General features: G+C 66.0%; 23 protein-coding genes and 1 tRNA gene. 8 read left to right on the top strand and 16 right to left on the bottom strand.

Annotated features, from left to right (window positions below; genetic code table 11):
- From QMO14_RS28760 to QMO14_RS28750, 3 genes are all read left to right on the top strand, one after another.
- The coding region (locus QMO14_RS28760) for a TilS substrate-binding domain-containing protein (RefSeq protein WP_301511381.1) at positions 1-334 on the top strand (334 nt) is incomplete at its 5' end.
- Between the two features lie 55 nt (positions 335-389).
- Entirely contained in the window at positions 390-1,658 is a 1,269-nt protein-coding gene (locus QMO14_RS28755; protein ID WP_301511380.1) for an aspartate kinase, read from the top strand.
- A 27-nt stretch (positions 1,659-1,685) separates the two neighbouring features.
- A tRNA-Ser gene (locus QMO14_RS28750) sits at positions 1,686-1,778 on the top strand.
- A 665-nt stretch (positions 1,779-2,443) separates the two neighbouring features.
- Here the strand turns inward: QMO14_RS28750 and argE are convergent.
- The 10 genes from argE to QMO14_RS28700 form a co-directional block, all read right to left on the bottom strand.
- On the bottom strand, positions 2,444-3,586 hold the full coding sequence (gene argE / locus QMO14_RS28745) for an acetylornithine deacetylase (RefSeq protein WP_301511379.1): 1,143 nt from the start codon (positions 3,584-3,586) through the stop codon (positions 2,444-2,446).
- Positions 3,583-4,689, bottom strand: a complete 1,107-nt coding sequence (locus tag QMO14_RS28740) for an amino acid dehydrogenase (RefSeq protein ID WP_301511377.1) — start codon at positions 4,687-4,689, stop codon at positions 3,583-3,585. The genes argE and QMO14_RS28740 overlap by 4 nt, the downstream gene beginning before the upstream one ends.
- A gap of 277 nt (positions 4,690-4,966) precedes the next feature.
- A complete protein-coding gene (locus QMO14_RS28735) occupies positions 4,967-5,584 on the bottom strand; it encodes a Rieske 2Fe-2S domain-containing protein (RefSeq protein ID WP_301511375.1) in 618 nt (205 codons plus the stop codon).
- A gap of 46 nt (positions 5,585-5,630) precedes the next feature.
- Positions 5,631-6,356: an alanyl-tRNA editing protein gene (locus QMO14_RS28730; RefSeq protein WP_301511374.1), complete on the bottom strand. Its 726-nt coding sequence runs from the start codon at positions 6,354-6,356 to the stop codon at positions 5,631-5,633.
- Between the two features lie 50 nt (positions 6,357-6,406).
- Entirely contained in the window at positions 6,407-7,327 is a 921-nt protein-coding gene (locus QMO14_RS28725) for a DMT family transporter (RefSeq protein ID WP_301511373.1), read from the bottom strand.
- Positions 7,328-7,438: 111 nt separating this feature from the next.
- A complete protein-coding gene (locus QMO14_RS28720) occupies positions 7,439-7,741 on the bottom strand; it encodes a DUF1330 domain-containing protein (protein WP_301511372.1) in 303 nt (100 codons plus the stop codon).
- 48 nt (positions 7,742-7,789) lie between these two features.
- Positions 7,790-8,614 (bottom strand): hypothetical protein, encoded by an 825-nt coding sequence (locus QMO14_RS28715; protein WP_301511370.1) that lies wholly within the window; start codon positions 8,612-8,614, stop codon positions 7,790-7,792.
- 70 nt (positions 8,615-8,684) lie between these two features.
- Positions 8,685-9,677 carry a class I SAM-dependent methyltransferase gene (locus tag QMO14_RS28710; protein WP_367618177.1) on the bottom strand — a complete coding sequence of 331 codons (993 nt, stop codon included), beginning with the start codon at positions 9,675-9,677 and terminating at the stop codon, positions 8,685-8,687.
- A 259-nt stretch (positions 9,678-9,936) separates the two neighbouring features.
- A complete protein-coding gene (locus QMO14_RS28705) occupies positions 9,937-10,776 on the bottom strand; it encodes an AraC family transcriptional regulator (protein ID WP_301511367.1) in 840 nt (279 codons plus the stop codon).
- An 18-nt stretch (positions 10,777-10,794) separates the two neighbouring features.
- Positions 10,795-11,058, bottom strand: coding sequence for a hypothetical protein (locus QMO14_RS28700; protein ID WP_301511365.1), 264 nt, complete (start codon positions 11,056-11,058; stop codon positions 10,795-10,797).
- Positions 11,059-11,069: 11 nt separating this feature from the next.
- Here QMO14_RS28700 and QMO14_RS28695 point away from each other — a divergent pair, with 11 nt between their 5' ends.
- Positions 11,070-12,794 carry an acyl-CoA dehydrogenase family protein gene (locus QMO14_RS28695; RefSeq protein WP_301511363.1) on the top strand — a complete coding sequence of 575 codons (1,725 nt, stop codon included), beginning with the start codon at positions 11,070-11,072 and terminating at the stop codon, positions 12,792-12,794.
- Here QMO14_RS28695 and QMO14_RS28690 read toward each other — a convergent pair.
- A complete protein-coding gene (locus QMO14_RS28690) occupies positions 12,782-14,725 on the bottom strand; it encodes a sensor histidine kinase (protein ID WP_301511362.1) in 1,944 nt (647 codons plus the stop codon). The genes QMO14_RS28695 and QMO14_RS28690 overlap by 13 nt on opposite strands.
- Before the next feature lie 102 nt (positions 14,726-14,827).
- Complete coding sequence (locus QMO14_RS28685) at positions 14,828-15,172, bottom strand: c-type cytochrome (protein ID WP_301511360.1); 345 nt, start codon at positions 15,170-15,172, stop codon at positions 14,828-14,830.
- Between the two features lie 141 nt (positions 15,173-15,313).
- Between QMO14_RS28685 and QMO14_RS28680 the strand changes: the two genes are divergently transcribed.
- Complete coding sequence (locus tag QMO14_RS28680; RefSeq protein ID WP_301511358.1) at positions 15,314-15,982, top strand: hypothetical protein; 669 nt, start codon at positions 15,314-15,316, stop codon at positions 15,980-15,982.
- Between the two features lie 50 nt (positions 15,983-16,032).
- Here the strand turns inward: QMO14_RS28680 and QMO14_RS28675 are convergent, their stop codons facing one another.
- The 4 genes from QMO14_RS28675 to QMO14_RS28660 form a co-directional block, all read right to left on the bottom strand.
- Positions 16,033-16,839 (bottom strand): PPK2 family polyphosphate kinase, encoded by an 807-nt coding sequence (locus QMO14_RS28675; protein WP_301511357.1) that lies wholly within the window; start codon positions 16,837-16,839, stop codon positions 16,033-16,035.
- 52 nt (positions 16,840-16,891) lie between these two features.
- Positions 16,892-17,329 carry an RNA-binding S4 domain-containing protein gene (locus QMO14_RS28670; RefSeq protein ID WP_301511356.1) on the bottom strand — a complete coding sequence of 146 codons (438 nt, stop codon included), beginning with the start codon at positions 17,327-17,329 and terminating at the stop codon, positions 16,892-16,894.
- Between the two features lie 19 nt (positions 17,330-17,348).
- Entirely contained in the window at positions 17,349-18,794 is a 1,446-nt protein-coding gene (locus QMO14_RS28665) for a sensor histidine kinase (RefSeq protein WP_301511355.1), read from the bottom strand.
- Between the two features lie 115 nt (positions 18,795-18,909).
- On the bottom strand, positions 18,910-19,593 hold the full coding sequence (locus QMO14_RS28660; protein WP_301511354.1) for a response regulator transcription factor: 684 nt from the start codon (positions 19,591-19,593) through the stop codon (positions 18,910-18,912).
- A 136-nt stretch (positions 19,594-19,729) separates the two neighbouring features.
- Between QMO14_RS28660 and QMO14_RS28655 the strand changes: the two genes are divergently transcribed.
- The 3 genes from QMO14_RS28655 to QMO14_RS28645 all read left to right on the top strand — a co-directional run.
- Positions 19,730-20,689, top strand: a complete 960-nt coding sequence (locus QMO14_RS28655) for a tripartite tricarboxylate transporter substrate binding protein (protein WP_301511353.1) — start codon at positions 19,730-19,732, stop codon at positions 20,687-20,689.
- A gap of 140 nt (positions 20,690-20,829) precedes the next feature.
- Positions 20,830-21,366, top strand: coding sequence for a tripartite tricarboxylate transporter TctB family protein (locus QMO14_RS28650; protein ID WP_301511351.1), 537 nt, complete (start codon positions 20,830-20,832; stop codon positions 21,364-21,366).
- A gap of 1 nt (position 21,367) precedes the next feature.
- Positions 21,368-21,692 (top strand): tripartite tricarboxylate transporter permease (locus tag QMO14_RS28645; RefSeq protein ID WP_301511349.1); only part of this gene is annotated, 325 nt, incomplete at its 3' end.

The raw sequence follows: 21,692 nt of genomic DNA, 5'->3' as shown, positions 1-21,692 counted from the left end.
CTTTGCGCGCAGCGTGGGCCACGCCGCGCAGGCGCAGCAGCTGCTGAGCGAGCTGGCCGCGCAGGACCTGGAAAGCGTGGGCAGCCCGCCGCGCATCGCCGCGCTGCAGACGCTGTCGCGCGCCCGCCAGGCCAATGTGCTGCGCCACTGGCTGATGCAGTCGCACGGCTGCGCGCCCAGTGCGGCGCAGCTCGATCAGCTGCTCGACCAGGTCCGCGCCTGCACCACGCGCGGGCACCGCATCCACCTCAAGGTGGCGGCGGGCTTCGTCGAGCGGCGCGGCGATTTCCTGCATTGGTACAATGTTGCGCCCTCGCCGAAGACTTCGCTCTGACCGCTTGCAGGGCGCCGCCCATCAAGCGGCCCTTTTCCTTTCTCTGATTTCACCCATGGCATTGATCGTTCACAAATACGGCGGTACGTCGATGGGCTCGACCGAGCGCATCAAGAATGTCGCCAAGCGCGTCGCCAAGTGGGCGCGTGCAGGCCACCAGATGATCGTGGTTCCGAGTGCCATGAGCGGCGAGACCAACCGCCTGCTCGGCCTGGCCAAGGAACTGGCGCCCAGCAAACCCGGCGTGGCCCACAGCCGCGAGCTCGACATGCTGGCCTCCACCGGCGAGCAGGCATCGTCGGCGCTGCTGGCCATCGCGCTGCAGGCCGAAGGCGTCGAGTCGGTGAGCTACGCGGGCTGGCAGGTGTCGGTGCGCACCGACAACTCCTACACCAAGGCCCGCATCGAAAGCATCGACAGCGAACGCGTGATGGCCGACCTGAACGCCGGCAAGGTGGTGGTCATCACCGGTTTCCAGGGAGTGGACGACGACGGCAACATCACCACGCTGGGCCGCGGCGGCAGCGACACCTCGGCCGTGGCCATCGCCGCGGCGATGAAGGCGAACGAATGCCTGATCTACACCGACGTGGACGGTGTCTACACGACCGACCCGCGCGTCGAGCCCGATGCGCGCCGCCTGACGACCGTGAGCTTCGAAGAGATGCTCGAGATGGCGAGCCTGGGCTCCAAGGTGCTGCAGATCCGCTCGGTGGAATTCGCCGGCAAGTACAAGGTGCCGCTGCGTGTGCTTTCGAGCTTCACGCCGTGGGACATCGACATCAATGAAGAGGCCAAGTCCGGCACGCTGATCACTTTCGAGGAAGACGAAAACATGGAACAAGCCGTCGTATCCGGCATCGCATTCAATCGCGACGAAGCCAAGATCTCGGTGCTCGGCGTGCCCGACAAGCCCGGCATCGCATATCACATCCTCGGTGCGGTGGCCGACGCCAACATCGAAGTCGACGTGATCATCCAGAACCTCAGCAAGGACGGAAAGACCGACTTCAGCTTCACCGTTCACCGCAACGAGTACGCGAAGACGATCGATCTGCTGCAGTCGAAGGTGATGCCCTCGCTGGGCGCGACCGAAGTGGTCGGCGACACCAAGATCTGCAAGGTCAGCATCGTGGGCATCGGCATGCGCAGCCACGTCGGCGTGGCGAGCAAGATGTTCCGCGTGCTGAGCGAGGAAGGCATCAACATCCAGATGATCTCGACCAGCGAAATCAAGACTTCGGTCGTGATCGACGAAAAATATATGGAATTGGCAGTGCGTGCACTGCACAAAGCCTTCGATCTGGATCAGCCGGGCGCCTAAGTAGTGGCATAATCTCGGCTTCTTTCAGGAACTGTGACCGAGTGGCCGAAGGTGCTCCCCTGCTAAGGGAGTATGGGGTGTAGAGCCTCATCGAGGGTTCGAATCCCTCCGGTTCCGCCAATCAAGCCCAGTAGCTTTCGAGCTGCTGGGCTTTTTTGTTTTTGCGCTTGTCTTTTCTCCGGCATTTCGGGGAATGCGCATATCACTGCGCGCAGGGTCGGTGGCTTCTTGCCGACCCTGACGAGCCCGCCCGGAGACTGCGCCAGCAGTTGTTGCATCACCCGCCGCCGGGCGAAGCAGGTGATATCTGGCCGGCCGGAGAGGCCTCGGCGGCGCGCGAAGCGAAGCTGCATTCCCAGGAACGGGGCATCGAGCGACATCGGCGCAGTGCCGGGGGCATCAGCGCAGGGGGATGCCGGCCACCGGGATTGAACGAGCGCCGGCTGACGGCAAGAGACCGTTGCGAGCGGCTCAGCATTGGGCAGCAAGCACCGACGAAGCGCGGCGCCCTGAGGCATTCGCTGCGCGTGCCGGACGACTCGAATCCGTAGCCCGGCGCCGCGGTGGTATCGCCCCCGGGGCATCCTTGCCTCCGCGCACGTCGATGTGGGCCTTGCGGGGGAAATATTCGCCCGGCCCGGTGTGGAAGTGCGGGTTGAAAGAAGAGCTTGCCGGACATTCGAAGACGGCCGTACACATACCCGCCTCCGGCGAGACCTCATGGGTGCAGGAGAGGGAAGCGACGTTGCTCGCGGCGTCCGCCAGCATGGCGGCGTCAAGGTTTTTCATGCTGTATTGAACGTCGGAGTCGTTGAACGAAAGGCTGTCCTGGAAAGCGCCCACGCGCCGGCCGATTGCATGAAGCGGTCGGCCGCCTGCAGCTGACTTGCGGCAATCCATTCGTCGGGCTGGTGCGCCTGCGCGATGGAGCCGGGGCCGCACACCACTGTCGAGATGCCGACCTGCTGGAAGAAGCCGGCCTCGGTGCCGAAGGGCAGTTCGGCTTCGGGCCAGAGCGCGCCGAGTTCGCGCGCCACCGAGACGGCCGTGTCGTTGTCGCGCGCCGAAAGCGCCGGCACGCCGGCGACCTGGCTGGCTTCGACCGTCACGCCGACGGGGAGGTCGGCCAGCGCGTCGCGGACCGCGTCGCGCACGAACTGGGCCGTGGCTTCGTCCTGCGGGCGGAATTCCCACAGCACCTCGCAGCAGCCCGGCACGATGTTGATGGCGGTGCCGCCGTTGATCTGGCCGATGTTGATGGTGGCCTCGCCGCCTTGTCCCGCAAGATCGCGCCGCAGCCTCGCCAGCCGGGTGACGAGGTAAGCCGCGGGCTCGATCGCGCTGGCGCCCAGCGACGGATCGCTCGAATGCGCGGGCAGCCCGGTGAAGAGCGCGCGGTGCCCGAAGAAGCCGCGATGCCGCACGCCGATGCGCATCTCCGTCGGCTCGCCGACGATGGCCAGCGCGGGCGCCTCCACCTGCGTCTTCAGGCGTTCCACCAGCTGCGGCACGCCGAGGCAGCCGATCTCCTCGTCATAGGAGAAAGCCAGGTGGATCGGACGGCGCAGCGGCTGCCGCCGCCACGAGGGCACGGCCGACAGGCAGGCGGCGATGAAGCCTTTCATGTCGGCCGCGCCGCGCCCGTGCAGGCGGCCGTTGCGCTCGACCAGCGTGAAGGGGCTGGCGCTCCAGTTCTGGTCGGTCACGGGCACCACGTCGCTGTGCCCGGAGAGCACCATGCCGCCGGCGGTGCCGGGGCCGATGCTGGCGAGCAGGTTGGCCTTTCGCCTGTCGTCGCTGTGCACCAACTGCACCTTCACGCCGTGCCCCGCGAGGTAGTCGGCGATCCAGTGGATCAGGTCGAGGTTGGAGCGATGCGAGGTCGTGTCGAATGCCACCAGGGCGCGCAGGATGTCGATGGTGTTCATGCGATGCGCTCGGCAAGGGGCCGCTCGTTGGCATTGCCGGTGCTGGTGGCGGCGCTGCCCGGCTTGCCGCCGCTGCCCAGGCGCTCCTGCACGAGCCGCATCGCGGCCGACTGGGTCGGCATGCCATTGCGGTCGGCGAGCTCGAAGATGCGGCGCAGCGTGGCGCCGATGCCTTCCACTTGCGATTCCACCTTCGCGCGGTTGAAGCCTTCGTGCTCCGATGCCACTCGGATCAGGCCGCCCGCGTTGATGACGAAATCCGGCGCGTAGAGGATCTCTCTTTCTCGCAATTGCCGGCCGTGCTCGTCGCGCGCGAGTTGGTTGTTCGCGCCGCCCGCGATCACGCGGAAGCGCATCTGCGGCAGCGTCTTGTCGTTGACGACGGCCCCCATCGCGCAGGGGGAAAACACGTCGGCCTGCACGGCGTAGATCGCATCGGGCTCGACGATCTTCGCGCCGAACTCGGCTGCGGCCTTGCCCGCGAGCACCGGATCGATATCGCACACCACCAGATGCGCTCCTGCCTCGCAGAGCAGCCGGCAAAGGCTCCAGCCGACGTTGCCGAGGCCCTGCACGGCCACCGTCAGCCCGCGCAGGTCGCGGCCCAGCCGGTGCGCGACGCCGGCCACGATGCCGTGGTAGACCCCCAGCGCCGTGGTCGGTGACGGGTCGCCCGTGCCGCCCAGCGCCTGCGGCAGGCCGACCACGTGCCGCGTGCTCTGCCGCACCCAGGCGAAGTCGTCGACCGTGGTGCCGACGTCCTCGGCCGTGATGTAGCGCCCGCCGAGGCGGTTGACCGCCACGCCCATGGCACGCAGCAAATCAGGTGTCTTGCTCTTGCGCGGATCGCCGAGGATCACCGACTTGCCGCCGCCCAGGCCCAGCCCCGCGGCAGCGGCCTTGAAGGTCATGCCGCGCGAGAGCCGGAGCACGTCGCGCAGGGCGGAAGCCTCGTCGGCGTACGGATACATCCGGCAGCCGCCCAGCGCGGGCCCGAGCTTCGTGCTGTGGATGGCGATGATGGCCCGGAGCCCGACCCGGTCATCGGATATGAAAACAACCTGTTCGTGGTCCGCGAAAGACTCGGTGGAGAAGACTGTCATCTGGTTCTTTTTCGAATTCGGGTGAACGAGTGCGGACCTGCTTCGAGCTGTGGAAGGCCGCCTTGTCAATGCCTGCTGGAGGAAGCTAGGAACAGCAGCAGACGACGTAGATACAGAAGCAGCTCCACCGGACGGACATCGGGCTGCGAGCCGCATAGCGGCAGGACTTCAGTGCTTGCCTGGCGAAATGATTGCGTCATGTGTTGGCCTCGCTTTGAGGTCAAGCATGACAGGCAGAAGTGCCGTGATATTGGCGAAAATTTCTGGCGTAGAAAGATCAGGCGCCAGAGGAGGCCAGGGCGTTTGGCATGCTGCCGAAGCCCAACTCTTCGAGAAGTCTTTGCAGCTCGTCAAGAGCAAGATCTTTCTGTGAATCAACGAGGGATTCAATTGAAAGTTTGAAGATGGACGTCACGCCATCCTGCGGAGAATTCTCGCCTTCAGAGGAGATTGAAGGCATCCATGTCTCGTCTTCAGGAATCAGGCAAGTCCAGATAAGCCCATGCCGCTCGACAGCCGGAAACGCCGTGATCCTGAAGCAATCCGCCGTCTTGGGTGCGAGCTTCTCCGGAACCAGCCGGCATTGCCCGTCGGAGCCGAAGCGCAGGCCGTGGTACGCACAGACCAGTTCTTCTCCCTCGATGCGCCCGCTGCTCAGCGGCAGCCCGCGATGCGGGCACATGTCGCGGCCGATGCGGATGCCGTCCGGCATGCGGTAGACCGCCAGGCGCAGGTTCAGCAGCACGACCTGCCGCGGCTTCACGAGCGGATCGTCGGCGCACACGAGCGGAAACCACTGCCGCGCGAGCACGGGCCAGTCCTGCTCGGGGTAGCTGCAGTTCGGAGGCAGGAAGCCCTCGGGCAACGGGCGTGGAAGAGCCGCTTCGACCGACATGTGCTGCCTGCCTCTCTGTGTTGACGACCAGCCTGCGTTACTTGACCTACTTGACCAGCCCGATCCGGATTCTCCGGTTGTGCTGTCCCTTGTTCTCGATCTTCATGATGCGCAGCGGCGCCGATTGCGAAGTCTTCGAGAGATGGGTGCCGCCGCAGGCCTGCCGGTCGAGGCCCACGATCTCGATGATGCGCGTGGTGCCGTCGTCCTGGGCCGGTGGCGCGACGGAGCGGCTGCGCAGCACGCCGGGCTCGCTCGCGAGTGCCGCGGCATCGAGATACACCGCGTTCACCTGCAGCCCGTCGGAGATCAGGCTGTTGAGCTCGGGTTCGAGCTTGCGCAGTTCGTTGTTGTCGACCGTGGGCAGGTCGAAGTCGATGCGGGCCGTGCCGTCGGCCGCCATCTGCACGCCGGTGACCAACGAGCCTTCGAAGCGCTGGTAGACGAGGGCGTTGAGGATGTGCAGGCCGGTGTGCAGCTGGCACATCATCGAGCGGAAGTCCTGGTCGACGCTGGCGATGACCTTGTCGCCGGGCACCTTGCCGATGTCGGCCTCGTCGAAGTAGTGCCAGGCGTTCCTGCCCTCCATCTCGATGCGGTCGATCCTGAGCTGGCTTCCGTTCCAGCGCAGCGTGCCGCGATCCGCCAGTTGCCCGCCGCCACCTGGATAGAAATAGGACTTGTCGAGAAGAACGGCATTCGGCCGGCGCGCGATGACGTCGGCCTCGAATTCGAAACGGTCGGGTTCGATGTGGCAGAGATACGGAGACATGAATTCCTCGGTTGTGCGGGATGCTTGATTGCTTGCGGGTTGCTTCTTGCTCAGGAAAAACGCCGGGCCGTCACGATGCCGGCCAGGATGATCACGGCCCCCACGAACTCGGTGGCGCTCAGGTACTCGTGGAATAGGTAAGCGCCGAACACGGTCGCGATGACGGGCTGTATCAGCAGGGTGATCGATGACATCGCGGCCGGGAGCTTGGCCAGCGCATAGGCGATCAGGCCCTGGCCGCCGACGTGCGACACCACCGCGAGCGCCACCAGCATCAGCACGCCTTGCATCGTGTGCGGCACCAGCGACTCGCCGCGCAGCAGCGTGATGGGCAAAAGGATGATCAGCGTGCCGACGCTGCTCCATGCCATCACGGTCATGGTGCGGTAGTTGGAGCGCACGAGGCTCACCGCCAGAAGGTAGGAGCCGTAGAACACGGCGGTCAGCAGCCCCAGCAGGTTGCCGGCCATGTAGTTGGAGCCGAAGTCGAGCCGGTGGCCTATGAGGATGAAGGCGCCGGTCAGCGCGAACAGCATTCCGAACAGGAAGCCCCGCTTGAACCTCTTTCCGAGAAAGATGTTGGAGCCGAGCACCACGAAGATGGGCGCGAGGTTCGCGAGCAGGTTGGAGTTGGCCAGCGTGGTCAGCGTCATCGACCAGTGGTAGAGCGCGAGATTGCCCGAGAAGATGAAGCCCACGAGGATGAGCTTGAAGGGAATGCCAGGTGCGGGTTGCCGGGCGGCTTGCTGCACGCCCGCGGGCATCGGCTCGGCCCTTGCGGCGAGCATGTCGAGCAGGAAGAAGATCGGGATTGCCAGTGCAACCCTGTAGACGGCGCTCGCGGTCGGCGGCAGTTCGCTGTGGCGCAGGAAAACGCCGCCCAGCGCCAACGCCGCCGCGCCCAGCAGTAGCGCGACGAATGAAAAGAAGCTGCTCTTCGAAGCAGCCGGTAGAGCGATGGTTGTCGTCATATTTGTTTTGATGCGACCGAGTCTCCATCGGTCGTATCGGGCGATTTGTTGTGAATGAATCTTCGAGAGGACGTGACAGTGAAGACAGTGAAGAGCCGGCCAACCTGCTTGTCAGGAAGGCTCTTCGAATCCTTCGATCACCATGAGCTGCATGTCGACCGCAGCGCCTTTTCTCAACCCTTTTGCATGGGTGTATTCGGGTGATTCGTAGAACTTCCTCGCCGCGTCCGCGGTCTTGAACTCGACAAGAACCACTCGCCTGTCATCGTGAGCGCCTTCCAGGTGCATGCGCTCGCCTCCCCGCGTCAGAAACCTGCCGCCGAACTTTTCGATGATCCCGGGCGTGAGTTGCTTGTATTCGTTGTATTGGTCCGGATCCACGATGGACATCCGGCCGATCAGATAGGCGACCATGTTGTGGCTATCCGGAACTGGCGCAACAGCTGCTTGCAGCGCCCGTTGCTACACGTAGGCCACTTTGCGCTGCTGCGTCTGCGCCGACACGCCGGACTGCAGCAGCGCCGCGTCCAGAACGTCCCACAGGCCGGTCAGCGAATCGAGGAAGTCGTCCGCGCCTTCGACGACGAGGTGGGCGTATTCGGTCTTCAGCGCGAGCTCGACCGCGGTGCGCGCGTTCTGCTCGTGATKCTGCTCGGCGCCGACTTCGCCCCAGTGCTCCAGCAGGTAGTGCATTTCGGGCTTCTCGAGATCGGCGTTGTAGATGCCGCTGTCGACCAGGCAGTACTTTTCGCCGGGAATCAGCTGCTGGTTGGAGATCATCTCCAGCGCCAGCGTGGTGCCCAGGTTGCGGTAGGTGTTCTCGATGTCCGTCAGCTTGCGGTGATCGAACACGCCGATGGCCTTGCGCACCTGTGTGGTCAGGCCGGTTTCCATGTCGTAGCCGGGCAGGGAGCCAAGCAGCTGGTCGGAGAAGGCCTTGAGCTTCGCCTCGACCTTCTCCTGGTTGTAGAGGTCCGCGAACACGGGTGCCTCGGCCGACTGGTTGACGATGAAGCCCGCCATCGTCGCGAGTTCGGGGCCGTGGCCCGATTCGCTTTCGACGATTTCCTCGAGCAGCTCGCTCTGCCTGTGCAGGCCGTGCTTCTTCAGCGCGTCGGGAAAGCTCCAGCCCGGGCGCGTCGAGGCGCAGAAGCTCTGGATCTGGTGGAACAGGGCGCCGACGACGGGCGGCTCCGGTTCGACCTTGGCCCAGTTCTTGAAAATCGGGTGCGAGTAGCACCGATGACTTTTGACCCTATCAACCAGATCGGAAATGGTTACGTTCATTTCTTGCTCCTAATCACAGTGGGTTGAAAAAATGCCATGAGGAAATTCGATCGCTCGTTTGCTTGATTGCTTATTTGCTTGCCATCAACATGCGCCCTCCAGGGTGGTCGAGTACCTCGATCCGTACGTTTGAAAATCCCGCGCGGAAAAGCTTTTCACTCCATTCCTCCTCGCTCAGGAGCCTTCTGGACATGAAATGGTTGTGCAGGTGGTTGAACGCGGCCGCGAACGGCTTTTCCCAATTCGACTGGGCGACCGGAATTGCGTCGACGATGATCAGCGTGCCCTTGATCGCGTGGGCGCAGCAGGCGCGCAGCAATGCATCGAGCGTTTCTTCTTCCGCCGGAAGAAGGTCGTGCATGACGAAGCCGGCGTGGATGATGTCCGCGTCCTTGATGAGCGAGGCGTCTTCCACGAGCGCCTGGATGGGCGCTGTCACGAACTGGAGCCGCTCGCTCATGCCGGCTTCGGCGGCTGCGCGCACGGCCTGCTCGGTGGCCGACGCGCTCAGGTCGATGCCCACGCCGGTGGAGCCCGGGATCTTGCGCAGCATGCGGATCAGGAAGCCGCCCGAGCCCGATCCAAGATCCACGATTTTCCTTGGTGCCATCGCGACGATGGCGTCTTCGGGCTGCGGATAGAAGGACTTCTCTCCCATCCACTTCGAGGTGCGCGCCACCAGCCCGCCGCTGCGGGGGTACTTGAGCTGCGCTTCCTCGTTGTTCTCGGAGAACTCCTTCGCGTTGTTGATCAGGGGCGCGCAGGCGCGCAATGCCCAGGAGAGGTAGCCGACCTCGTTGATCAGCTCCTCGAAATTGCTGCCGACCTTGTAGGTGGCAGGAGCCTTCGGGCTCAGCACTTCGATGATTCCAGCCTTGCTCAGGGAGTCGAGATAGGCGGAGATCACCGACTCCTTTATTCCGCAGGATCGCGACGCCGCCGCGGCGTCCACGACCTCCGAGTTCTGGAGAAATTCGATGACTCCGTACTCCGCACCAATTTCGAGCAGGATTGCGGAGCCTGCGAGGGAAGAGCCAGTAATGCCGCGATCAACGTTTTGCATGGGTCACCTGTTTGTTAAACGCAATTGAAAACCAACTGATTGCTTCGCAATAGCCGAGGCCATTTGGTTGCACGATAGACAGTGAGGAGAAACCCGTATTGGTAAAAATTGCAGCGCCGGGCCATTGCGGCAAAAAGAGATTCGGACGAATTCAGAAAAAGGTTCCGAATGCGGTGCGGGCACGGCAAAGCCGGCTCCGGCGCGGTGCGTGCCGCGCGAGCCGGGTGCAAAAAACGGGTGGAGAAAGAGCGTCGGCGCTTCAGTTGATACGCGCGCGGACGTACTGAAGCGGCGTCATGCCGAAGGTGCGCTTGAAATGCCGGGTAAGGGCGCTCTGGTCGTAGAAGCCACTCGCCACAGCTGCCTCGATGAGCGGCCGTCCGGCGGTGAGGTGGCTGATGGCCGCCCTGAGCCGCAGTTGGGTGAGGTACATGTGCGGTGTCAGGCCGATTGCGCGGTTGAACGCACCGATCAGCTGGAAAGGCGTGAGGTCCGCGGCTGAGGCCATCGCCTCCAGCGTCAGCCGTTCGGCGAAGGCATCGCGCAGCAGCTCCAGTACCGGCGCGAGCACGCTGCTGTCGGCGGGCACGGGCAGCACGCGATGCCCGTGCTGCGCGTGCCGCTGGAAGAGCGTGCCGAAGGTGTGCACGAAGAGTTCCTGCTGCCGCAGCGGATCGCACTGTCCGCTGTCTTCATCGAAGGCGCGATGCAGCTCGATGAAGCCGGCGATGAGTTCCTCGTCGCAGTAGATGTTCGAGTCGAAGTAGCGGGCCTGGTCCATGCCCAGCGTCGTCATCAGGTGCCGGATGCCCGCGTCGGCCAGGTAGAAGGAACGATAGCGCCAGCGCGGGCTGCCGCCCATGCGCCCCGAGTGCGGTTCGGCCGGATTGAAGACCAGCAGCGCCTGCTGGTGCGCCGCGCCCGTGCGGCCGCGGCTCTTGAACTCCGCACCTCCGACCTCGGTGACCGCGATCACGAAGGAGTGGTGCACATGAGGCGCGTACTCGTGCGTGGTGAAGTCCGCGTGCAGCATGTCCATGCCCGGCAGGCCGGGCGCATGCCAGTAGCGCGACGTGTTCAGAGGGTCCAGCTTGGCCAACGAAAACCTCCGTTTGCATCAGCGGTTGCCGTGCAGCCATTCATCCAGCGTCGTCCGACCGATCGATGGCACCTGAATGGTGAGCAAGGCCGCCTTGTTCCGGTGATTACAGCGCGATCTTGGCGGAAGCGGAAAGCCTCCGGCCTCGATACCCCGATCAAGCAAACGCTGTGCCATTCGGCGGCCCGCGCAATCGCGAAAGGGCCCGGGAAAGATCAGATTCACGAACGGCGAGGAATGCCTCACCATGCTTCGCGGCGCAGCCACCTTGCCGCCACTCATTGGAGACCTTCATGAACATGCCTCTCGAGAGCATCGAACCGGCGTTTCGGTTTTCGCTGGCCAATGGCGTCGAAACGGGCGTCGAAACGCACAAGGTATTCAACCAGGCCGAGCCTTGCATCGGCCACAACGCATTCACCGGCGACGTGGCGCTACGGGAGTTGGTCGAGCGCCATGCACCATGGAGCATTCCGCATGCGACGGCCGTAGGTGCACTCGCAGGCGACGAGCAGGTGCAGGACCTCGCGCGACTGGCCAACGAGCACAACCCCCAACTGCGCACGCACGACCGCTTCGGCAACCGGCTCGACTGGGTCGAGTTCCATCCCGCATGGCATCAGCTCATGAGCCTGGCCTTCTCGCATGGCGTGCCCGGCCTTGCGTGGACCACCAGCGAAAGCTCGGGCCACTTCGCGCGCGCCGTGCTCAGCTACCTGTGGAACCAGGTCGAGAACGGCACCGGTTGCCCTACGGGCATGGCGTACGCCGCGTGCGCGGGTTTCGAAGGACGGCCCGAGTTCGCGGAATGGAGAGAGAAGACGCTCTCCGGCAAGTACGACCCGCGCCGCCTGCCGCTTTCGCAGAAGACGGGCGCCGTGATCGGCTACGCCATGACCGAGAAGCAGGGCGGCTCCGACCTGCGCCAGACGCAGACTACCGCCACCTTCGTCGGAACCGAGAAGAACGGCGTGCAGGTCTACAGCATCACCGGCCACAAGTGGTTCTTCTCGGTGCCGACCTCCGACGGCTTCTACACGCTGGCGCAGACGAAGTCGGGCGTGAGCTGCCTCTTCGTGCCGCGCTTCCTGCCCGACGGCGGCGCCAACCGCGTCGCGGTGCAGCGCCTGAAGGACAAGTGCGGCAACCGCTCCAACGCATCGAGCGAGGTCGAGTTCAACAAGACCTGGGCGATGCTGGTCGGCGAGGAGGGCCGAGGCATCCGCGAGATCCTCTCGCACGCGCACCTGACTCGGCTGGATTTCGCGGTCGGCTCGGCCGGCCTGATGCGGCAGGCGCTGACGCTGGCGATCGGCCACGCATCGACGCGCGACGGCTTCGGCCGCCGCATGGCCGACCTGCCCATGCAGACCAACGTGCTGGCGGACCTCGCACTCGAAAGCGAAGCCGCCATGCTCTCGGCGATGCGCGTGGCGCGCGCGACCGATGCCATGGCATCGGACGAACGCGAGCGGCTTCTCGCGCGCGTCGCGACGCCGGTGGTCAAGTACTGGAACTGCCAGCGCGCAACGTACTTCGTCTACGAGGCGCTGCAGGTCCACGGCGGCAACGGCTTCATCATGGAGAACCCCATTGCGCGCCTGTACCGCGAGGCGCCGCTCAACTCGATCTGGGAAGGCACGACGAACATGATGTGCATGGACGTGGTGCGCGCGCTCGGGCGCGAGAAGGGCTCGCTCGAAGTCTTCCTCGACGAAGTTTCGGTGCCGCAGGCGGCGGGCAACGCGGCGCACGCGAAGTTCATCGCGAGCCTGCGCGACGACCTGGGCACTGGCGCGATCGACGAAGGCAACGCGCGCGCACTCGTGACGCGCATGGCGCTCGCGTTGCAGGCGAGCGAGATGCTGAGGCACGGCGGCGCGGCGGTCGCGCAGCGCTTCATCGAATCGCGCCTGGGCGGCCGGCATGCCGGCGTGATGGGCACTCTTGCGGCGGGAGCGGACCTGCGAGACATCGTCTCGCGCGCGGAGGTGGCGCCAGCCCGTCAGGCCGCCTGAGCCTGCCGCCGCAGCGGCAGCCAAAGCACGAAGCGCGTTCCCGTCGGCAGCGATTCCCAGCCGACGGTGCCGTGAATGGAGCGCGCGCGCCGCCGCTGGTTCTGCAGGCCCCGGCCCGATGACGAGGCCATGGCCTTGTCGACGTCGAAGCCCTGTCCGTTGTCCTCGATGGTCACGCGCACGCCGTCGTCGTCGAGCGAGGTGCCGACGCGGATCTCGGTCGCGCGCGTGTGGCGCAGGATGTTCGAGATGCTCTCCTGCACGATGCGCAGGATGTGCAGCGCGCTCGACGGGTCCAGCCATTCCAGCGCGGGCAGCTCCCGCACTTCCCAGCGCAGCGAGACGCCCGTGCCTTCGAGCCGCGGCTCCAGCCGGTAGCGCAGCGTGGCCAGCAGCAGCAGCAGGTCGGCTTCGATGGGCTCCAGCGAGTCGAGCGTGAGCTTCAGGTCGTCCAGGCAGCTCTTGAGAATCTGCGAGACCCTGTCGTCGCTCATGCCGCCGCTTTCGACGGAACGGATGGCGCTGATCAGCGAGGAGCCCAGCCCGTCGTGCATGTCCTGCATCAGCCGCTGGCGCTCGTCGCTGATGGTCTTCAGCCGCTCGACTTCGCGCAGGCGGCGGTGGCTGAGTTCGAGCTCGGCCTCGCGTGCCTGCAGGCGATGCGCGAGGCTCGCGTTGAGTTCCTCGACTTCGCCGATGGCGTGCACGTAGCGGCGGTACATCAGCACGCCGAACACGCTGAAGGTGACGGCGTTGGTATACGCGCCGAGATACCAGCCTTCGGGGCTGATGAAGTTGTTCTGCAGCAGCCAGTCGGTGACGCCGAGCAGCACACAGATGCCGATGCCCACCGCCACCAGCCGCCCCTCGGTAGAGCGGCGCCATGCGCTGATGCCGCCGACGAGGCACACCGCGGTGCCCATCATCGCGGCGACCGCGTAGATCAGCGGCGTCACCTGCGGCGTGTTCTGCACGATGGCGAGGCCGGGAATCGTGACGATGCCGATGGCCGTCGTCGTCACGACCACGCCCCGGGTGAGCCACAGCAGCTGCCGCCCATGCAATTGGCGCAGGAAGAAGTGCACGACCATCACCAGCCAGAAGAGCGAGTTGACGGTCAGCCACGCGAACCAGTCGTTGAGCACCGGCAGGCTCACGTAGAAGTGCAGCCCCCGCATGAACGAAGTGGCCGAGAGATTGAAGAAGAGCAGGTAGCCGGTTTCGTCGCGGCGCCTGAACCAGACGAAGAGCGCGAACACACCCACCGCCATGAATGCGGCGCCGAGCATCGCGGGCAGTTCCTGCTGCAACCACTGGCGCATGCCGTGGCGGCCCCTGAGCGCATCGACCGGGCCGATCCACAGCGAGGACAGCGCCACCTGGGCGCTGCGGGTGTGTTCCAGGCGCAGGAGGATCTCGGCGGGCGGGGCGCTGCCGGCGGCGCCGTGGTCGTCGAGCTGCACCCACAGCGGGGTGCGTGTGCTGTTCCACAGCGGGCCCGACTGCTGGGCGCGATGGACCAGTTGGCCGTCGGCATAGACCGCGATGGTGCCGTCGGTCTTGATGCGCGCGCCGTACAGCGCCAGCGGGCCGGAGCTGGCAGGGAGGCCGCGTGTGCTGAGCCTGATCCAGGTGGTGCGTGTCGTCGTGGTGGATGTGTTTTCGGCCTGGCGCAGGAGCGCGATGGGCAGGGCCAGGGGAAGCTCGACATGCGTCCAGCCCCGCGGCAAGGCGCCGCTGTCCTGCCGGGGCGGCGGTGCTCTGAAGCCCGGGGAGTCCTCGACCTGCCAGTCGGCGTGCGTCATGTGCAGCAGTGCGTCGGACTGCCTCACGCCCGTCGCCCCGACCAGGTAGGCCCCGATGATCGCCAGCAGTGCGATCGAAAGAACGAGCACCACATGGGCGAAGAAAGGTGCGGGGCGGTAGTTCAAGGGATGCAGGGAAGTGCCGCGACCGACGCCGGTGCGGAGGTTTGTGTAACCTATTTTCTCACTTTGTTACCAGCCAGAGGGGCTTCCGCCGCCGAAAGGGTCTCAGCGCAGCGCGGGTTGAGACAGGATCCATTGCGACAGCACTCGAGCGTCGGCCTCCGAAACCTGGGTCTGCCTCGGCATGATCACGCGGCCCCACGTGCCCACGCTGCCGTTGCGTATCTTGTCTGCCAGCCTCGCTGCCGCTTCGCCGTCGCCGCGATAGCGCTCGGCGATCTGCGCGAAACCCGGACCCACCTGCTTGTGGACGAGGCCGTGGCAGGCCAGACAGGCATTTTTGCGGGCCAGGTCGGCGGGCGTCTGCGCCGTGGCGCAGAAGGGGTGGAGGGCCATCACGCAGCCGGTGAGGAACGGGAAAAGGAGCTTGCCGGGAGTCTTGGTCTTCATTGGTGGGCGGGGCTTTCGCCCGGCATCGTCGCATGCCGCTCCAAGGGCGCCAGCCGTCGTGCATTCACGACAAGACGATTCAAGAGTAACTATATGTATGGTTAAATCCGCGCAACTATCGCGAAGAAGACGAGGGATTGCATGAAGCTGCTGCTGAGCATTGCGTTTGCCGCCGTGGCCCTGGCCGGTTGTGCCAGCGCTCCGACCACCCCCACCGAACCCGGAACGGGCAGGGGCACTTCCTATGTGCCGATGGTGGCCATGGAAGGCGTGGACAAGGTGCGCTACGACAACGACGTGGCCGACTGCCGCACCGCCGCCAACCGCATCACCGCACGCAGCGAAACCGGCGACGCCATGTGGGGCGCGCTGGGCCTGGGCCTGATCACGGTGCACGGGCAGGGCATCGTGGCCGCCGCGTCCTACACCGGCATCACCGCCGCAATCATCGACTGGAACGGCCGCCCCAGCTCCGAGCTGATCGCCGAGCACCAGCAGATCGCCATCGTGCATTGCATGGCCAAGCGCGGCTACCGCAACCTCGACCCGAACGTGCGCGACACCTTCTATGGCAACACCTTCGATCCGGGCGTGATCGTCAAGCCGCGCCGCACCGGCGTCGACACCTACAACGTCGAAGCGCTGGCCAAGGCCGGGCGCTGCAACGTGCAGCCGCGCGCCGAGCTGACGGCCAAGGGCCCCGGCTACGAGAGCTACAACGTGCCTTGCGACAACGGCGGAGCCTGGGCGGTGCGCTGCGAGTTCGGCAAGTGCCGTGTGCTGGCCCAGGCGGTGATGCGTCGCTCCTGAGGTCCGGCAACCTGGAAAAGAAACGGGCCCGCGATGCGGGCCCGTTCTGCTTATCTGACGATCATTCCCTTGAGCGCCGGATCCGGCGGCGGCGGCTTGAGCTTCATCTGCCGCATCGTCTTCAACAGCAGCCGGGCGACCATCACGTTGCGGTGCCGCTTGCTGTTGGCGGGCACCACATGCCACGGCGCGTGGTCGGTCGAGGTGGCCGACAGCGCGTTCTGGTAGGCCTGCTGGTAGGCGCTCCACTTGGTGCGCACCGCGAGGTCGTCCATGCTGAACTTCCATTGCTTGCCGGGCGTGTCGATGCGGGCCTGCAGGCGCTCGCGCTGTTCGTCCTTGTCGATGTGCAGCATGCACTTGACCACCACCGTTCCGGTTTCGGTGAGCAGCCGCTCGAAGTCGTTGATCTGCGCATAGCGGCGCTTCGTCTCGGCCTTGTCGATCCAGCCTTCGACCACGGGCACCAGCACGTCCTCGTAGTGGCTGCGGTTCCACACCATGATCTCGCCCGTGCGCGGCACGACGGCGTGGCAGCGCCAGAGGTAGTCGCGCGCGCGTTCATCCACGGTCGGCGCCTTGAAGGCCGTCACGCGCACGCCCAGCGGGGAGGTACGCGAGAACACCCAGCGCACGGTCCCGTCCTTGCCGCTGGTGTCCATGCCCTGCAGCACCAGCAGCAGCTTGCGCCTTCCTTCGGCATGGAGCACGTCCTGCAGTTCGTCGAGCTCGACTGCCAGCGCGTCGAGTTCGACGCGTTGCGCGTCCTCGTCGCCCTCGCAGAAGGAAGTGTCGTCCGGGTCGATGTGGGAGAGCTTGAATTTGCCGCCGACGCGGTATTTCTTGAAGCTGGCCATGTAGCGGGACTCCGTGAAGAAGAACAACGAAGCCCACAGGGTAAGCGATCGATCAGGACTCGTCGTCGTCCTCGGGCAGCGATGCGCTCCAGCGGTTGTCCCAGTCGGCATGCTGGCGCACCGCGCCGTCGAGTTCGCGCCGGTCACGCTTGGTGGGGCGGCCCTGCTCGATGGCCAGGGCTGGTTCGATGCCCGCGCGGCGCATCTCGCGAAACGCGGCTTGGGCCGCCAGGCTCTCGGCCGTTTCCTCGTAGAGCTGCTGCGCCACCGGTGCCGGCCCTCGCTGGCCGCTGAGCCCGCGCACCGTGACGGTCCGCGTCAGCGGCCCCATGCGCATGGCGACGGTGTCGCCCGCCTTGACCTCGCGCGAGGCCTTGGCGATGTCTCCGTTCACCTGCACCCGGTTCTTGCCGATTTCTTCCGCGGCCAGCGAGCGCGTCTTGAAGAAGCGTGCGGCCCAGAGCCATTTGTCGATACGCAGACGGTCCATGAATGTCAGGAAATGGAGGTCAGGCATTGTGCCGCGACGGCGACAACGATGGCGGCTGAGCGAGCGGCAGATGCACGACCGCGTTCAGCCCGATCACGCGCCCGGCGCTTCCGGGTGCGCTCCGGTTGTCGAGGCTGATGCTCCCTCCCAGCGCCAGCACGATCTCGCGGCAGATTGCCAGCCCCAGCCCCGAACCGCTCGAGGTGCTGCCCGCCGCAAAGGGTGCGAAGAGGCGCTGGCGCAGCTCGGGCGAGATGCCTGGGCCGCCGTCGCGCACCACCAGCACTGCGTCGGCGCCTTCGGTTCGCACCGTCACCGACAGCGCCGCTCCCGGCGGGCTCTGCTTGATTGCGTTGTGCAGCAGGTTGCGCGTGAGTTCGTGCAGCATCCACTGGTGGGCGCGCACCGGCACGGGTTGGTCGATGGAAAGCTCGAAGTCGAGCGCCTTGTCGGCCACCAGCGGAGACAGGTCGAGCGCGATGTGCCGCGCCACCTCGCCGAGGTCGAGCGTCACCGACTCCGGCTGCTGCCGCAGCTGCTCCACCTTGGCGAGCGACAGCATCTGGTTGGCCAGCGTGGTCGCGCGGTCCACGGTGCCGCTGATCTCGCCGAGCGCCTGCTCGGGCGCCACGTCGCCGCGTTGGGCTGATTGAACCTGCGCCTTCAGCACGGCCAGCGGGGTGCGCAGCTGGTGGGCGCTGTCGCGCACGAAGCGTTTCTGGTGGTCCAGGAGGCGTTGCAAGCGGCCCATGACCTGGGTGGTGGCGTCGATCAGCGGACGCAGTTCGCGCGGTGCGTCGGGCGCATCGATGGGAGAGAGGTCGTCGGCCTGGCGCTTCCCGATGGCCTCTCCGAGTTCGCGCACCGGCCGCGTGGCGCGCTGCACCACGAAGACCGTGACCAGCGCGATCACGCCCATCAGCAGCAACTGCCGCCACAGCGTGTCGACGAGCAGCTTGCGCGCCAGCGTTTCGCGGATCTCCAGAGTCTCGGCCACCTGCACCACGGCCATGCCGCGGCCGGCGGCGCTGGCTACAGGCTGCAGCAGCACCGCCACGCGTACAGGCTGGTTGCGGAACCGGGCGTCGTAGAAGTCGACCAGCGCCGCGTAGGCGCTGCGGTCCGGGATGCGGCCGCGCCAGAAGGGCAGCTCGGCGAAGCCCGAGATCATCTCTCCGTCGAGCGCCGAGACCCGGTAGAAGAGGCGGCTGCGGTTGTCGGCCTCGAAGGCCTCCAGTGCGGAGTAAGGCACGATGGCGCGCAGCCGCGCCATGTCGTCGTAGCCCTCCACGTCGAGCTGCTCGCCGATGGTCTTGGCCGACGCCAGCAAAGTGCGGTCGTAGGCCGTGGTGGCGGCCGCCAGGCTCTGGCGGTACAGGCTCACGCTGTTGATCACGATGAACACGGCTACCGGCGCGAGGATGCCGAGCAGCAGCCTCGCGCGCAAAGAGATCGCGCGGATCATCGAATGGGCTTGCAGGCCGGGGAACGCCGCGCAACCGGCTTTGCCGGGACGCAGGCGTTGCCCCCTGCAAGGGGGTTGGCGAACCGACACGAAGTGCGCGCAGCCTGGGGGTTCGTCATACGTCGGGGCGTAGCAAGTAACCCAGCCCGCGCATCGTCATCAGCACCGCGCCGGTGCCCGCGAGCTTCTTGCGAAGCCGGTACACCACCACCTCGATGGCCTCGTACTGCACGTCGGCCTCGCCCGGAAATACCAGTTCGAACAGGCGCTCTTTGGTCACGGCGTGGCCCGGCTTCATCATCAGCGCCTTCAGCAGCGCCAGCTCGCGCGGCGTGAGCTCCAGCAGCTCGGCGCGGTTGTAGATGGCGCCGTTGTCGGGCTCGAAGCGCAGGCCGCCGATTTCCTGCGGGTTGAGCCCCGCGTCCTGCCCGGCCACGCCGTGGCTGCGCCGGCGCAGCGCGCGGATGCGCGCCTCCAGCTCGTCGAGGTCGAAGGGCTTGGGCAGGTAGTCGTCGGCGCCGGCGTTCAGCCCGACGACGCGGTCGCCCACCGTGCCGCGCGCCGTCAGCAGCAGCACCGGCGTGCGCAGGCCCTCGGCGCGGGCCTGGGCCAGCACCTGCAGGCCGTCGACGTTGGGCAGGCTCAGGTCGAGGGCGACCACGTCGGGCTCGATGGCGCGCCACTGCGCGACGGCTTCGGCGCCGTCGCCGCACACGCGCACGTCTATGCGGCGGCGTCCCAGGGTGCGCTGCAGGGTGATTTGCATCGTGGGGTCGTCTTCGACCAGCAGCAGCTTCATACGTTGGGGTCGGGGGTGCGTACTTTGGTGTTTTCCCCAGTCTGGCGGACAGCCAACTGACAGCGGGGCGGCGCATGATAGCGCTCAGCTACAAGTCAGCTACCTTTCAAGTTCCTTCCAATCAGGAGACACCAGCATGCGTCGCGACACCTTTCTGAAGTCACTGGCCGCCATGGCCGCAGTCGGAGCCCTGCCACTGTCGGCGCGCGCGGCCGCCAACGTCAAGATGATGATCCCCGCCAACCCCGGCGGCGGCTGGGACACCACCGGCCGCGCCCTGGGCAAGGCCCTGACCGACGCCAAGGTGGCCGACACCGTCACCTACGACAACAAGGGCGGCGCAGCCGGCGCGCTGGGCCTGGCCCAGTTCGTCAACGGCTCCAAGGGCGACGCCAACGCGCTGATGGTCATGGGCTCGGTCATGCTGGGCGGCATCATCACCGGCAAGCCGCCGGTCAACCTGTCGCAAGCCACGCCCATCGCGCGCCTGACCACCGAATACAACGTGTTCGTGCTGCCGGCCAATTCGCCGTTCAAGACCATGAAGGACGTGGTCGAACAGCTCAAGAAGGACCCGGGCAGCGTCAAGTGGGGCGGCGGCTCGCGCGGCTCCACCGAGCACATCGCCGCGGCCATGATCGCGCAGAGGGTCGGCGCCGATCCATCCAAGATCAACTACGTCGCCTTCCGCGGGGGCGGCGAAGCCACCGCCGCCGTGTTGGGCGGCAACGTCACCATCGGCGGCAGCGGCTACAGCGAGTTCGCCGAATACATCGCCGCCGGCAAGATGAAGGCCATCGCCGTCACTTCCGGCCAGCGCCTGCCCGGCGTGAACGTGCCCACGCTGAAGGAGCAGGGCATCGACGTCGAGATCGGCAACTGGCGCGGCGTCTACGGCGCGCCCGGCATCTCGGCCGAGCAGCGCAAGGCGCTGACCGACATGGTGCTGGCCGCCATGAAGAGCGCCTCGTGGGCCGAATCGCTCAAGAAGAACGACTGGACGTCGGCTGTGCTCTCGGGCGATGCCTTCACCAAGTTCGTCGACGACGACTTCGCCAGCCTGCGCGCCATCATGACCAAGTCCGGCATGGTCTGAACAAGGCCCGCCCCCAGGCTGCGTGCACTTCGTGTCGCGCGCGCCTTCCCCCTGCCGGGGGCAACACCCGAGGCCCGGCAAAGCCGGTTCCTCGGTGTTCCCCGAAGGGGTCATCTTTCCCCTGAACGCGGGAGCAAAAAATGACAACTCCAGACTCCTCGGCTCCGCCGCAACCGGCGGCCACGTGGCCGCAAACCCTGGTCGGTGCCGGCGTGCTGCTGACCGGCGTGGCGCTGGCTTTCGGCGCCGTCGGCATTTCCTCCGAAGCAGGCTACGGCGGCGTCGGCCCCAACTTCCTGCCATGGCTGGTGTCCGTGGTGCTCGTGCTGTGCGGCGCCTGGATCCTGTGGGAGGCGCGCACTGGCGGCTTCCGCGAGCTCGATGCCCCCTCGGGCGCCGAGCATGCCTACTGGCCCGGCTTCATCTGGGTCTCGGCGGGGCTGCTGCTCAATGCGGCGCTCATCACCACGCTGGGCTTCATCCTGAGCTGCACGCTGTGCTACCTGCTGGCCGTGCAGGGCCTGCGCCGGGCGAGCGGGCAGGCGGGCGTCAATTCGCCCCGCACCTGGGCGACCGATTTCATCACCGGCGCCTTGATCTCCGCCCCGGTGTTCTGGATGTTCACGCAGTTCCTGGCCATCAACCTGCCTGGCCTCACTTCGACCGGGTGGATCTGACATGGAAATCTTCAACGCCCTCATGGCGGGCTTCGCCGCCGCCATCACCCCCATCAATCTCCTCTGGTGCCTGGTCGGCTGCGCCCTGGGCACGGCCGTCGGCGTGCTCCCTGGCATCGGTCCGGCCGTGGCGGTGGCCATGCTGCTGCCGATCACCGGCAAGGTCGACATCACGGCCTCGATGATCTTCTTCTCGGGCATCTACTACGGCGCCATGTACGGCGGCTCGACCACCTCCATCCTGCTGAACACGCCCGGCGAAACCGCCAGCATGGTGACGGCGATGGAGGGCAACAAGATGGCCAAGAGCGGCCGCGCGGGCGCGG

The sequence above is a fragment of the Variovorax sp. CAN15 genome, from assembly GCF_030462475.1.
GTDB lineage: Bacteria > Pseudomonadota > Gammaproteobacteria > Burkholderiales > Burkholderiaceae_C > Variovorax.
This window is presented reverse-complemented; position numbering and strand designations above follow the sequence as displayed.

What these genes read in the sequence shown, in the direction of transcription:
- QMO14_RS28685 (WP_301511360.1), bottom strand. Translation starts at nt 15,172, where the DNA reads ATGAAGACCAAGACTCCCGGCAAGCTCCTTTTCCCGTTCCTCACCGGC.
- QMO14_RS28680 (WP_301511358.1), top strand. Translation starts at nt 15,314, where the DNA reads ATGAAGCTGCTGCTGAGCATTGCGTTTGCCGCCGTGGCCCTGGCCGGT.
- QMO14_RS28670 (WP_301511356.1), bottom strand. Translation starts at nt 17,329, where the DNA reads ATGGACCGTCTGCGTATCGACAAATGGCTCTGGGCCGCACGCTTCTTC.
- QMO14_RS28675 (WP_301511357.1), bottom strand. Translation starts at nt 16,839, where the DNA reads ATGGCCAGCTTCAAGAAATACCGCGTCGGCGGCAAATTCAAGCTCTCC.
- QMO14_RS28695 (WP_301511363.1), top strand. Translation starts at nt 11,070, where the DNA reads ATGAACATGCCTCTCGAGAGCATCGAACCGGCGTTTCGGTTTTCGCTG.
- QMO14_RS28740 (WP_301511377.1), bottom strand. Translation starts at nt 4,689, where the DNA reads ATGACAGTCTTCTCCACCGAGTCTTTCGCGGACCACGAACAGGTTGTT.
- QMO14_RS28700 (WP_301511365.1), bottom strand. Translation starts at nt 11,058, where the DNA reads ATGAGTGGCGGCAAGGTGGCTGCGCCGCGAAGCATGGTGAGGCATTCC.
- QMO14_RS28655 (WP_301511353.1), top strand. Translation starts at nt 19,730, where the DNA reads ATGCGTCGCGACACCTTTCTGAAGTCACTGGCCGCCATGGCCGCAGTC.
- QMO14_RS28720 (WP_301511372.1), bottom strand. Translation starts at nt 7,741, where the DNA reads ATGGTCGCCTATCTGATCGGCCGGATGTCCATCGTGGATCCGGACCAA.
- argE (WP_301511379.1), bottom strand. Translation starts at nt 3,586, where the DNA reads ATGAACACCATCGACATCCTGCGCGCCCTGGTGGCATTCGACACGACC.
- QMO14_RS28730 (WP_301511374.1), bottom strand. Translation starts at nt 6,356, where the DNA reads ATGTCTCCGTATCTCTGCCACATCGAACCCGACCGTTTCGAATTCGAG.
- QMO14_RS28725 (WP_301511373.1), bottom strand. Translation starts at nt 7,327, where the DNA reads ATGACGACAACCATCGCTCTACCGGCTGCTTCGAAGAGCAGCTTCTTT.
- QMO14_RS28735 (WP_301511375.1), bottom strand. Translation starts at nt 5,584, where the DNA reads ATGTCGGTCGAAGCGGCTCTTCCACGCCCGTTGCCCGAGGGCTTCCTG.
- QMO14_RS28660 (WP_301511354.1), bottom strand. Translation starts at nt 19,593, where the DNA reads ATGAAGCTGCTGCTGGTCGAAGACGACCCCACGATGCAAATCACCCTG.
- QMO14_RS28665 (WP_301511355.1), bottom strand. Translation starts at nt 18,794, where the DNA reads ATGATCCGCGCGATCTCTTTGCGCGCGAGGCTGCTGCTCGGCATCCTC.
- QMO14_RS28755 (WP_301511380.1), top strand. Translation starts at nt 390, where the DNA reads ATGGCATTGATCGTTCACAAATACGGCGGTACGTCGATGGGCTCGACC.
- QMO14_RS28650 (WP_301511351.1), top strand. Translation starts at nt 20,830, where the DNA reads ATGACAACTCCAGACTCCTCGGCTCCGCCGCAACCGGCGGCCACGTGG.
- QMO14_RS28710 (WP_367618177.1), bottom strand. Translation starts at nt 9,677, where the DNA reads ATGCAAAACGTTGATCGCGGCATTACTGGCTCTTCCCTCGCAGGCTCC.